Genomic DNA, 12494 nt, shown 5'->3' with positions numbered 1-12494 from the left:
AAGGATTGGTACATGACCACACGCTGCGGTTTCGTGGCCCTTGTCGGGTCCCCGAATGCTGGAAAATCAACACTCCTGAACCGGATTGCCGGTGCCAAACTGTCGATTGTGAGCCCCAAGGCTCAGACGACACGCTTTCGCACGCTGGGAATTGTGGTTCGCAACAATGCTCAGATCATTCTTGTGGATCTGCCCGGTATTTTCAAGCCGCGCCGTCGGCTTGACCGGGCCATGGTCAACGCGGCCTGGACGGGATCCCAGGATGCGGATCTGACGCTTCTCCTGATCGACGCCAAGGCTGGTTTGCGGGATGATGTCCGTGAAATCATTGGCAAGCTTGCGGGGAGTGGCAAGAGGGTCTGGCTTGTTCTGAACAAGACGGATCTTGTTGGCGCTGAAGAATTGCTGCCGCTGACCAAGGATGTCAGCAGCCTGATCAGCGTTGAATATGTGTTCATGCTGAGCGCCCGTTCCGGAGATGGCGTTGATGACCTGATGGATCATCTGGCACGTGAACTGCCGGAAGGCCCGTATCTCTACCCTGAAGACGATCTGACGGATCTTCCGGATCGTCTTCTTGCGGCTGAGCTGGTGCGCGAGCAGATCTTTATGCAGACGCATGAAGAGATCCCATATCAGGCGACAGTCGAGACCGAGAGCTTCAAGGAACGCCCCGATGGATCAGTGCGCGTGGAAGTCACAATCTACGTGTCACGCCCTGGTCATAAGGCGATCCTGATTGGCGAAGGTGGCCATAAAATCAAATCCATTGGTGCACGAGCACGAATGGAACTTCAGGGCCTGCTTGAGCGAACCTGCCATCTTTTCCTGAACGTCAAGGAGCGGGCAGGCTGGGATGAAGAGAAGGCACGCCTGAGGGCGATTGGCCTCGAAGAGTAACAGGGTGGAAACGCTGTCAACGGGGCTTTTCATAAGAAGCCTCGTGTCTGACATCGCTTGTTCCCAGCCCTCTGCGTCTGTATGACAGGCGCAAAGTCACCACAAATCCAGCAAGAGACGGGCACGATGACCGAACAACGAGACAAAAGCCCCTCCTACAAACGTGTTCTGCTCAAGGTGTCAGGTGAAGCCCTGATGGGTAAGGGCTCGGGTGGAGTGGACCCGGAAATGGTGGACATGGTCGCCGCCGATATTGCCGCAGTTGTGGCGTCTGGTGTGCAGGTCTGCCTCGTTGTCGGTGGTGGCAACATTTTCCGTGGCCTGTCCGCGGCGGCACGTGGCATGGATCGTGCGCAGGGTGACTATGCCGGTATGCTGGCAACGGTCATCAACGCACTGATGCTCCAGAACGGTCTTGAACGTCAGGGGCTTGAAACGCGCGTCATGACGGCCATTCAGATGGCCGCGATTGCTGAGCCCTACATCCGTCGTCGGGCAGTCCGTCATATGGAGAAGGGACGCGTTGTTATCTTCGCTGCCGGAACGGGCAACCCGTACTTCACAACGGATACAGCTGCCGCCCTGCGTGCCAATGAAATGGAATGCGACGTCGTATTCAAGGGAACGCAGGTTGATGGCATCTACTCCGATGATCCGCGTCGTAATCCTGATGCCGTGCGTTATGATCAGTTGACGTACATGGATGTTCTGGCTCGTCAGTTGAATGTCATGGATGCCGCAGCGATCAGTCTTGCCCGTGAAAATAAATTGCCCATCGTGGTCTTCAACATGCATGCTCCTGGCGCGTTTGCAGCCGTTGTGCGTGGCGAAGGTCGCTTTACACGGGTTATCGAAGCAGGCTGATCGCCTCATTTTTAACGAACCTTTCAGGATATTCTCCTGAACTTACGTTGATTCAGAAAGGAACAGCTTAATGTCTGCTGACCTGAAAGACCTGATGGCTGACCTCACGCGCCGTATGGATGGTGCGATTGAGAGTCTGCGTCGTGACCTCTCTGGCCTGCGGTCTGGTCGTGCCAGCCCGAACCTGCTGGAGCCGATCCGGGTTGAAGCCTATGGCTCCGAAGTGCCGCTTTCTCAGGTGGGATCTATCGCTGTTCCGGAAGCCCGGATGCTGACGGTTTCCGTCTGGGATCGTACGCTGGTTGGTGCAGTGGAACGTGCCATCCGTGATGGTGGCCTGGGTCTTAACCCTGCTGCTGACGGTCAGACGATCCGCGTTCCCATTCCGGTGCTGACGGAAGAGCGTCGTAACGAACTGGCTCGTGCAGCCAATCGTTACGCCGAAAACGGTAAGATCGCTGTACGTGGTGTTCGTCGTGACGGCATGGAACAGACGAAGTCGCTCGAAAAGAAGGGTGACATCAGTCAGGACGACATGAAGTCCTGGACGGATTCCGTGCAGAAGCTGACAGACCAGTACGTCAAGAAAGTTGACGATATTCTCGCGGAGAAAGAACGCGAGATCAAACAGGTCTGATACCTTCGTTGACAATGGGATCTCTTCCTCAGACCAGCACGTCTTCTCTTTCATCAAGAGAGGGGGAAGGCGCGGCTGTTCCCGTCCATGTCGCCATGATCATGGACGGGAATGGGCGTTGGGCGCGCTCGCGCAATCTGCCAGTTGCAGCCGGACACCGGAAAGGTGCCGAGGCTGTGCAGGATTGCGTTCGTTCGGCCATTCGTCAGGGCGTGCGCTATCTGACGCTTTACGCTTTTTCTTCGGAAAACTGGCGGCGGTCTGCTGAGGAAGTCGGCGACCTGACATCGCTCTTGCGTTTCTATCTGCGCCACAAGCTCAATGAATTGCATGAGCAAGGGGTGCGTTTGCGCGTTATCGGAGAACCTGAGCGGTTCGAAGGAGCGTTGCGCGAGGAATTGCGCCGTGCGGAAGCAAAGACTGCTTCCAACACGACGCTGACTCTGACGCTCGCCCTGTCCTATGGCGGACGGGCCGATATTGTTCAGGCGGCACGACGTCTGGCGGATCAGGTTGCCAGTGGAACATTGGCATCGTCGGATATTACTGAGGAGCGTCTGGATCAGGCGCTTCAGACGTCCGATATGCCAGATCCGGATCTCGTTATTCGGACAAGTGGAGAATGTCGTCTCTCCAACTTTCTGCTCTGGCAGAGTGCTTACGCGGAACTGGTGTTCATGGACGTCCTGTGGCCGGATTTCGGGGAAGCTGAGTTCGTGCAGGCTCTCTCGCATTTTGCTGGACGGCAGCGCCGTTTTGGCGGTCGGCCAGCATGAGCGGATCGTCCCGGTGGTCTGATCTGAAGCTGCGTCTGACGTCAGCTGTCATTCTCGTTGTCGTTGCCGGGGGATGCCTCTGGCAAGGCGGCATGATCTATAACGCTCTCATCCTGCTGGCCATGTTCGGGCTGGTTTGGGAAGGGCTTACCCTCATCAAGCAGCCATTATACACCTGGCGCGGCGTCCTCCTTCTTCTCTGGCCGATGGTGTCAGGGGTTGCGGCCCTTCGCGGCGAGTGGAGCAGCGCATTCTGGATGGTTTGGCCAAGCCTCATTTTTGGTATTCCAGCCTGTATTCCTGTTGTCGTCTCCATTCTGGGCGGTCTCTCGCTCCTCTGGCTTCGACATTTGCCCTATGGTTTAGAGAGCGTTCTGTTCGTGCTGTGCGTTGTGATCGCCAGCGACAGTTTTGCTTATCTGACAGGCCGCATCTTTGGTGGCCCTAAACTGGCCCCTTCAATTTCTCCAGGAAAAACCCGCTCGGGCGCAATTGGCGGCCTGATCGGTGCGTCTTTTGCCGGGGGAATGGTGGCCTGGCTTTCTGGAGCGGGCTTTGTGGGTGGTGGTCTCCTGTGGGGGGCGGTTCTGGGTGTTTTCTCCCAGAGTGGTGATCTGCTTGAAAGTGCGGCCAAGCGTAGACTGAACGTCAAGGATTCCGGCCGTCTGATTCCAGGTCATGGCGGTCTGCTGGATCGTTTTGATGGCCTACTGGCTGCGGCACCGCTTGCCGCGCTTTTGTCACTGGCAGTTGCGGGGCAGGTGTTCTGGTCTGCCACTCCTGCGGATCTGATAGGCGGGTCTGCGCATCGTATCATTCCTCAGGGGGAATCTTCTCATGATTGACGGTTCTGTGGCCAAGCCTCGCCGGATCAGCGTTCTGGGCAGTACAGGTAGCATCGGGACTTCGACGGTCGATCTACTCAAGCGGATAAGCGGCGATATTGAAGTGCGGGCGCTGGTCGGGGGGCGTAATGTTGCCCTTCTTGCGGAGCAGGCTCGTGAACTTCGCGCTGAAATTGCTGTCATTCACGATGAGAGCCTGCATGACGATCTGAAAGCACGGTTGGCAGGGAGCGGTATCCGCACCGCAGCCGGGCGTCAGGCCGTTATCGAGGCCGGTGCGATGGAAGCGGACTGGACCATGGCTGCCATCACAGGCGCAGCGGGTCTGGAGCCGACACTTGCTGCCGCACGCAATGGTCATGCAATCGCGCTCGCCAACAAGGAAGCTCTCGTCTGTGCGGGCGATGTGATGCTCCGGGCTGTTGGCGAAGCCGGTGCGACGCTTCTTCCCGTCGATTCAGAGCATAATGCGATCGCCCAGGCTCTGGGTGGTTGTGACATGAGCACGGTTGAAAAGATCGTGCTGACAGCTTCAGGCGGCCCCTTCCGTCAGTCCACTCTGGAAGAGATGCGTGATGCGACGCTTGAAAAGGCGTTGAAGCATCCTACCTGGACGATGGGTGCGAAAATCACGATTGATTCGGCTTCCATGGCCAATAAAGGCCTGGAGGTTATTGAGGCCGCACGTCTGTTTGGTCTGACAGAAGACCGCATTGATGTTCTGGTGCACCCTCAGTCTGTGGTGCATGGGCTTGTTCAGTTCCGGGATGGCAGTCTGGTCGCGCAGATGGGGTCAGCAGACATGCGTATCCCCATTGCTCACACTCTTGCATGGCCTGACCGCATGGAAACACCATGCCAGCGTCTGGATCTGACAGCTTTCGGGCGCCTCGATTTCGAGGCCCCAGACGAGACGCGTTTTATTCCCCTACGACTTGCCCGTCAGGTTCTCAGGGCAGGAGGGGCTGCTCCCGCAGTTTTCTCAGCAGCCAACGAAGTTGCCGTGGACGCTTTTCTGAACCGTCGGATAGGATTCCTTGGTATTGGTGAAACCATCGATAGCGCTCTTCAGGCCATGACGGAAAATCCTGAACTGACGACGCTGGATGAAGTCCTGGAATGGGATGCGCGCGGTCGGGCATTGGCAGAAGAGCATATTCTTCGCGAAAGCGGCCGACTGCGGAACACAGTAAGCGAGACTGCCCTGCATGCATGATTTTCTGCGTACCATTCTTGCCTATGTTCTGATTCTTGGCGTTCTCGTGTTTATCCACGAGTTGGGCCATTACCTTGCTGCCCGGTGGCGCGGGGTAAAGGTTGAGACATTCTCCATCGGTTTTGGGCCTGCTCTTCGTCGGTGGCACGACAAATCCGGCACGGAATGGCGCCTGAGTGCGATTCCGCTCGGTGGATATGTCAAACCGCATGGGTTTGAAGGCCCTGACGATGCCACGGATGAGCAGAAAGCGGCTTGGATTCCTGGGCGCACCTTTCATGACAAGCCTGTCGGCTCCCGCGCGCTGGTGATCGTGATGGGGCCTGTTTTCAATTTTCTGTTTGCGATTGTGGCGTTTACCCTGCTGTTCGCAACGGTGGGCAAGCCGCAGCTTCGCGGGGATATTTCCCAGGTTGTGGCAGGCAGTGCTGCAGAGAAGGCGGGTGTAAAAACAGGTGATGTCATTACCCGGATTGGCTCGCTGTCCATTTCCGGTCCTGAAGATGTCATGGGGACGGTAGCGGCACGACCAGGCGCTGAGACCACACTTGAAGTGCGCCGGAATGGCCAGGATCTGACGTTGCCCGTGACAATTGGCAGCGTAAAGGCTGGCTCCCATCCGACTGGTGTTCTGGGCGTTGGTTTTGCGGCCTCTCCGGGGAAACCGGTTTCGCCGATCAAGGCGGCGGTCATGGGTGTTCAGGAAACCTGGACCATGTCAGTGCGGACGTTGCAGGGGGTCTGGCAGATCATTTCCGGGCAGCGCAGTGCACGGGAACTGGGTGGAACAATCCGAATCGCGCAGATCTCCGGACAGGTCGCCAGCTATGGCATGGCCAGTATTGTGTCGTTCATGGCGCTTCTTTCCATCAATCTTGGGCTGATTAATCTGTTCCCGATCCCGGTTCTCGATGGTGGACGACTGATCTTTTATGCTGTCGAAGCTATTAAGGGACGCCCGGTTTCACGCCGTGTTCAGGAAGTCAGTATGCAGGTCGGAATGGCGCTTATCGGCGCGCTTTTCCTCTTTTCAACAGTGAATGATCTCACGAATCTGGGTCTGTTTCACTGGATGTTTCACGCCGGAAGCTAATGTGAGATACGCCCGGTAACTCTTCGTGAGTGAAGGGAGATCTTGCATGGTGGGGGGATTTTCGGATACCTCCGCCAATGGCGTAGCGTGTCAGGCGCCTGCGAAAAATCTGTTACAAGGAAAACCGGTTTGTCAGGATCACGGTCAAGAGGTTCCCGGTCCCCGAACATGCGTTTGATGCTGCTGGCATCCGCATGTCTTCTCCCGACCGCTCTCGGTGTGGCGGAGGCCCGCTCTGCTCGTCAGCACCAGACATCAGGTGCAACCTCAGGCAACAACGTGATCCAGGCCATTTCGGTCACTGGTAACACGCGTATCGAGACCAGTACGGTTCTGTCGTACATGGTTGCTCAGCCGGGTGACTCTTTCAATCAGGACGATCTGGATCGTTCCCTGAAGACGCTCTATGCAACGGGCCTTTTCAAGGACGTCACCCTTCACCGCGATGGTAATACGCTGCTGGTGAATCTGGTTGAAAATCCGATCGTCAATCGTATTGTCTTTGAAGGCAATCATGCCCTGAAGGATGAGGATCTCCGCAAGGAAATCAGTCTTCGTCCTCGTGCGGTATTTTCGTCTCAGACCACGGCTGCCGACCGTCAGAAGATTTTGAACCAGTATGCAGGCAAGGCGCGTTTCGGCGCGACCGTTACGCCGCAGATCATCAAGCTCTCTCACAACCGTGTCGATGTTGTTTTCAAGATCAACGAGGCTCAGCAGACGCTGATCCACAAGATCGTTTTTGTTGGCAACCACGCTTTCAGTGAAGCACGTCTGGCTCAGGTGATCTCGTCCAAGGAGAATACCTGGTATCGCTTCTTCTCATCCTCGGATGAGTATAATCCTGAGCGTATCAAGTACGATGCGGAGCTTCTGCGCCGCTTCTACCTTCACAACGGATTTGTCGATTTCCACATGATCGACGCGACGGGCGAGCTTTCTCCCGATCACAAGTCCTTCTACGTGACGTTCACCATCCATGAAGGTGAGCAGTATCGCATTGGCAAGATGGACGTTCGTTCCACGGTGCGTCGTGTGACGCCGGAAATGATGCGCAAGCACATCGAGTTGTTCAAGCATCAGATCTATGACGGCACTGCCATCCAGCATAACACGACAAACATGCAGGAGTGGTTGCAGGCTCAGGGGCATCCGTTTGCGATGGTACGCTCTGAAATTGCTCGTAATCCGGAAAAGCGAATTGTTGACCTTCTGTTCGATGTGACTGAAGGGCCGCATGTGTATGTCGAGCGTATTGACATCAACGGCAACACCATCACCCGGGATAACGTGATCCGACGCAACCTGCCCATGGCAGAGGGCGACCCGTACACCCCGTTTGACAAGAAATATTCCAAGTTGGCCCTTCAGGACCTCGGATATTTCAGCACGGTATCTGTTGATCAGACGCAGGGCTCCGCTCCTGATCGTGTGAACGTGTCTGCCAACGTGGTTGAGAAGCCGACAGGTGAGTTTTCACTGGGCGGTGGTTACTCCACAGACGTTGGTGTGCTGGGTAATGCGTCCATCAAGCAGCACAACATGCTTGGTACGGGTATTGACGCCGGTATCTCGGGTACGGTTGCGTACTATGAGAAGCAGGCTGACATCTCCATTACGGATCCGTACTTCCTGAACCGTAACCTGGTGGCTGGCGCTGATTTCTACTTCATCCAGAACAACTACCAGACGTATCAGAGCTACAAAGAATCCCAGTACGGTATGAGCCTGCGTCTCGGGTATGCGTATAACCGCTATCTGTCGCAGTCCTTCAGCTACACGCTGGTCGATCGTCAGGTTGGCAACTTCTATGATGCCGCAACGGTTGCAGCTGACCCGTCCTATATCGAATGGGTGCCGTCTGTTTACGTTCAGCAGTCTGCAGGTTGGTCGCTCCTGTCGCAGCTGAGCACCTCCCTGACCTATGACCGCCGTGACCGTCGTATGAATCCTCATGACGGTTACATGATGAAGCTGGGTGGTGATTTCGCGGGTGTCGGCGGAAACGCCAAGTATTTCCGTGTGAAGGCTGATGGCGCGTACTACCTGCCGCTGGACAGCATTACCGGCAGCCATGACTGGACCATGCAGTTCAAGGGCGGCGTGGGTTACATGGGCGACTGGGATTCCAACAGCAAGCGCAACATCATTGATAACTTCTATCTTGGTGGTGAAAACCTGCGAGGCTTCCTGCAGGGTGGTGTAGGCCCGCGTTCTGGCCATATCTGTACGGGAGCATATGTCAGCGGGTCCTGCCCGACGCTTGATTATCTTCCGCGTCAGGGCCAGGAAGATCTGCTGGGTGGCCGTTTCATGTACACGGCTTCCGCACAGCTGAACTTCCCGATGCCGATGGGCGACGATCTTGGTATTTCCGGTCGTTACTTTGTCGATGCTGGTAGCCTGTCGAGCGTGCGTGTGCAGAAGAAGTACACAGACTATTCTCGCCGCTTCGAGGCCGGGTATCCTTATACCCCGATCAATGGTGACACCATGATCCCGCGTGTTTCCACCGGTCTTGGTATTTCCTGGAAGAGCCCGTTCGGCCTTGTGAATATTGATGGTGCCATTCCGCTGCGTAAGGAAAAGGGCGATCGTCTTTACCCGCTGCGCTTTGGCTTCGGACAGCAGTTCTAAGAACTGCGTGTCTGATTTCGAGCTCCAAGCAATTCCATCCCCTTTCCCAGAGGTGGTTATGACCTTTATTTCCCTGATGCGCCCGGCTTCGGTCGGTGCGCTTCTGGCTGCGACGGTTCTTGCTGTTGCACCCGCTGCTCACGCCCAAGCCGCCAACAACGGTGGATGGTTTGTTCCCAAGGCCGCACATCCGGATGCACCGGCTGCTGCACGTCCGGCACCTCGCCGTAGTGTGCCTATGGCTGAGGCGCCTGTTGAAGACGAGCAGGCTGCTCCGAATGCGCAGCAGGCTCCACCGGTTCTGCCGTTGCCGCCGATCCCTAATCCGCCAACTGTTGCGAAGGGCGCTGCGCCGCCAGCAGCAGTTATCGGTGTGATCAATGTCCAGGCTGTCATGCAGATGTCGTCTGCTGCGCAGGAGATCCAGCAGGTTCTTGGCGCACGTCGTGACAAGCTGGCACAGGCTGTGCAGCGTGAAGAGGGTGCATGGCGTGGTGAGCAGCAGAAGCTGCAATCCGAAGCCCGCAGTCTTACAGCCGACCAAATCCAGCTTCGTGAGCGCCATCTTCAGGAGCGTCGCGCCAAGGATCAGCGCGATTTTGGCAATCAGGCTCGCATTGTTCAGGAAGCCGCGCAGGTCGCCTTCCATCAGATCGAGCGTGAGCTTGAGCAGGGCAACGGCATCATTGCCGCCGTTGCTGGTGCGCATAACATGAACCTGGTTCTGCATGCCGAGCAGGTTGTGCTGCATGTGGGCGAGCAGGACATCACGGAAGAAGTGGCAAACCAGCTAAACAAGACGCTGCCACACGTGTTTATTCCTGACGAAGGCGTTGATCCTGAGCAACTTGCCAAATCTGGCAAGATGCCAACGACGGCAGATGAACAGCGTGCGCCGCAGGGTCCTGAACAGGCAGCGCCAGCTTCGGCTCCAGCGCAGCCTGAGTCCGTTCTCCGGCAGCATCACTGAGGCCTGATCCCGTGGCTGATAAGGTACTCACCGAAAACCGACCTGGTGATGAGCGCTTCTTCCTGAGAGCTGGACCTTTTGGTCTGGCTCATCTTGCGGAAGTATCGGGAAGCGAGGTTCGTTCCGCTGCTGAAGGGCAGGAGGATCAAGTCAGTTTCCGCGGGGTTGCCCCATTGCACGTTGCGGGACCGGAAGACGTGAGTTTTCTGGATAATCGCCGCTACCTGCCTCTTCTGGAAAAAACGCGTGCAGGGGTGGTCATTCTTGCGCCGGCTTTTGCCGACAAGCTGCCAGCGCATACGGCGGGCCTTGTCTGCAAAACGCCCTACCTTGCATGGGCACGCATCGCAGCGCTCTTTCATCCTGCACCGTCATCGACGGGTGTTCGCCATCCTTCTGCTTATGTCAGTGAGACGGCTGAGATCGGTGAGAATGTCGAGATTGGGGCTTTCGCTGTTGTCGAAGACGGCGCGAAAATTGGCCCGGGCACGCTGATTGGTGCGCATGCCGTGATTGGCCAGAGTGTCGAGATTGGTGAGCGTTGCCGCATTGGCAGCCATGTCAGTCTGACGCACGCCCGTGTCGGGAACAGGGTAACATTGTATCCCGGCGCCCGCATTGGTCAGGACGGATTTGGTTTTGCTGTCGGCCCTGCTGGTTTCGAGACCGTGCCACAGCTTGGTCTGGTTGTCATTGAGGACGACGTAGAGATCGGTGCTAACTCAACGATTGATCGTGGCTCCATGCGCGATACGATCATTGGGGCAGGCACGCGGATCGATAATCTGGTTCAGATCGGACACAATGCCCAGCTCGGAAAATGCTGCATTGTGGTTTCACAGGCTGGTATTTCCGGCTCGACCGAACTTGGCGACTTCGTCACGATTGCAGCTCAGGCCGGCCTGATCGGTCACATCAAGATTGGTGACAAGGCCCGTGTTGGGGCTCAGTGCGGTGTCATGTCTGACGTGGATGCGGGAGCGGATGTTATCGGCAGTCCCGCCATGCCCTTCCGGGAATTCTTCCGGAACGTAGCCACTTTGCGGAAGCTCTCCCGCAAAAGCGGCGACTGACCTTTCCGGTGACGGATGGTATCCCGTAGCCAGTTTTGCTAAGGGAGGCCATCCGCACTGCTCGGAGAGCAGAAAACTGACAAAATTTTCCCTTAGAAGGGCATGGTGAACAAAATGGATCGAGTGGACGCTCCGGCTGAAAAGACGACCCCGGCAGAAGGGGCTTCGGGAACGCACCAGGTTCCTGAGAGCATCGACATTCTGCAGATCATGCAGGCGATCCCTCATCGCTATCCGTTCCTGCTGATCGACAAGATGCAGGAAATCAAGGCTGGTGAGTCCGCTGTTGGCATCAAGAATGTCACGGTGAACGAGCCCTTCTTTCAGGGACACTTTCCTTCCCATCCGGTGATGCCAGGCGTTCTGATCATCGAAGCCATGGCCCAGACGGCTGCAACACTTGTTGTCCTGACGCTTGGCAAGGCCTTCGAAGGAAAGCTGGTGTATTTCATGACCATTGAAGGCGCCAAGTTCCGCCGTCCGGTCGGGCCGGGTGATCAGCTTCGTATTGAGGTGGTCAAAGAGAGGTCCCGGGCGAACGTCTGGAAATTCAAGGGTACTGCACGTGTTGACGGCGTTGCTGTTGCAGAGGCAACCTTCAGTGCCATGATCATGGGCTGAACTGATGCAGATTGCAGGAAAACGATCCGATAGCGCTGAGATTCACGCGACTGCTCTTGTCGATGAACGTGCCCGAATTGGGGAAAATGTTCGCATTGGCCCGTGGTGCATCGTCGGGCCTCATGTGACACTTGGCGACGGTGTGCACCTGCATGCTTCGGTGATTGTCGACGGGCACACGACCCTGCGTGAGGAAGTGGAAGTCTATCCGTTCGTCACGATCGGGATGGCACCGCAGGACCTCAAATATGCTGGTGAGCCGACACTTTGTGAGATCGGCGCGAAAACCATCATCCGTGAAAACGTCACCATTCATCGTGGAACGGCGCAGGGACATGCTCTGACGAAAATCGGTGCGTCCTGTTTGATCATGGCGAATGCTCATGTGGCGCATGACTGTGTTCTCGGTGATCGTGTGATTATCGTGAACAATGTTGTCATGGGTGGTCATGTCGAGATTGCTGATGATGCGAAGGTCATGGGATCAGCAGCGCTCCATCAGTTCGTGCGCATTGGGCGCGGCGCTGTTGTTGGTGGCGTTTGCGGCGTCGAGATGGATGTCATTCCCTACGGAAGCGTTCTTGGGAACCGCGCCCGCTTGGTTGGTCTGAATTGGATCGGATTGAAGCGGTCTGGTGTGGGCCCGGAAGAAATGCAGGCCATGCGTCGTGCGTTCCGGACGCTTTATCCGCGTCATGGCAGTACGGATGTGGTGCTTGAAGCCCGACTTGCGGACGTGCGCCGTGAATATGGGCATTTGCAGCGCATTGCTGAAATGCTGGACTTTATGGAAGCGCCAAGCCGCCGCGGGCTGACACGTGTGGCCCGTAATGAGGGGCTTTCCGAAACCGAAGGGGCCTGA

Annotated in this window: 12 protein-coding genes; all 12 read left to right on the top strand. The window is 56.5% G+C overall.

Annotated elements, in window-relative coordinates; translation table 11 throughout:
• The first annotated feature begins 12 nt into the window (after nt 1-12).
• The 12 genes from era to lpxA all read left to right on the top strand — a co-directional run bounded on the left by era (nt 13) and on the right by lpxA (nt 12494).
• Nucleotides 13-900, top strand: a complete 888-nt coding sequence (era, locus tag GCE01_RS01925) for a GTPase Era (protein ID WP_046899788.1) — start codon at nt 13-15, stop codon at nt 898-900.
• 126 nt (nt 901-1026) lie between these two features.
• Nucleotides 1027-1764: a UMP kinase gene (gene pyrH, locus GCE01_RS01920; RefSeq protein ID WP_086634455.1), complete on the top strand. Its 738-nt coding sequence runs from the start codon at nt 1027-1029 to the stop codon at nt 1762-1764.
• A 70-nt stretch (nt 1765-1834) separates the two neighbouring features.
• Nucleotides 1835-2401, top strand: a complete 567-nt coding sequence (gene frr, locus GCE01_RS01915; RefSeq protein ID WP_046899786.1) for a ribosome recycling factor — start codon at nt 1835-1837, stop codon at nt 2399-2401.
• A 14-nt stretch (nt 2402-2415) separates the two neighbouring features.
• The gene (gene uppS, locus GCE01_RS01910; protein ID WP_099210568.1) at nt 2416-3177 is read left to right on the top strand and encodes a polyprenyl diphosphate synthase; all 762 of its coding nucleotides are present in this window, start codon (nt 2416-2418) and stop codon (nt 3175-3177) included.
• Nucleotides 3174-4022, top strand: coding sequence for a phosphatidate cytidylyltransferase (locus GCE01_RS01905; RefSeq protein ID WP_099210566.1), 849 nt, complete (start codon nt 3174-3176; stop codon nt 4020-4022). Before uppS ends, GCE01_RS01905 begins: the two co-directional genes overlap by 4 nt.
• A complete protein-coding gene (gene dxr, locus GCE01_RS01900) occupies nt 4015-5238 on the top strand; it encodes a 1-deoxy-D-xylulose-5-phosphate reductoisomerase (RefSeq protein ID WP_099210564.1) in 1224 nt (407 codons plus the stop codon). The genes GCE01_RS01905 and dxr overlap by 8 nt, the downstream gene beginning before the upstream one ends.
• Complete coding sequence (gene rseP / locus GCE01_RS01895) at nt 5231-6331, top strand: RIP metalloprotease RseP (protein ID WP_099210562.1); 1101 nt, start codon at nt 5231-5233, stop codon at nt 6329-6331. The genes dxr and rseP overlap by 8 nt, the downstream gene beginning before the upstream one ends.
• Before the next feature lie 168 nt (nt 6332-6499).
• Complete coding sequence (bamA, locus tag GCE01_RS01890; RefSeq protein ID WP_086634460.1) at nt 6500-8968, top strand: outer membrane protein assembly factor BamA; 2469 nt, start codon at nt 6500-6502, stop codon at nt 8966-8968.
• Between the two features lie 58 nt (nt 8969-9026).
• Nucleotides 9027-9938, top strand: a complete 912-nt coding sequence (locus GCE01_RS01885) for an OmpH family outer membrane protein (RefSeq protein ID WP_174694768.1) — start codon at nt 9027-9029, stop codon at nt 9936-9938.
• Nucleotides 9939-9949: 11 nt separating this feature from the next.
• Nucleotides 9950-11011: a UDP-3-O-(3-hydroxymyristoyl)glucosamine N-acyltransferase gene (lpxD, locus tag GCE01_RS01880; protein WP_099210560.1), complete on the top strand. Its 1062-nt coding sequence runs from the start codon at nt 9950-9952 to the stop codon at nt 11009-11011.
• A gap of 102 nt (nt 11012-11113) precedes the next feature.
• Nucleotides 11114-11632 (top strand): 3-hydroxyacyl-ACP dehydratase FabZ, encoded by a 519-nt coding sequence (gene fabZ, locus GCE01_RS01875; protein WP_080951397.1) that lies wholly within the window; start codon nt 11114-11116, stop codon nt 11630-11632.
• Nucleotides 11633-11636: 4 nt separating this feature from the next.
• On the top strand, nt 11637-12494 hold the full coding sequence (gene lpxA, locus GCE01_RS01870) for an acyl-ACP--UDP-N-acetylglucosamine O-acyltransferase (protein WP_046899779.1): 858 nt from the start codon (nt 11637-11639) through the stop codon (nt 12492-12494).

Source organism: Gluconobacter cerinus (genome assembly GCF_002723935.1).
Classification (GTDB): domain Bacteria; phylum Pseudomonadota; class Alphaproteobacteria; order Acetobacterales; family Acetobacteraceae; genus Gluconobacter; species Gluconobacter cerinus.
This window is presented reverse-complemented; position numbering and strand designations above follow the sequence as displayed.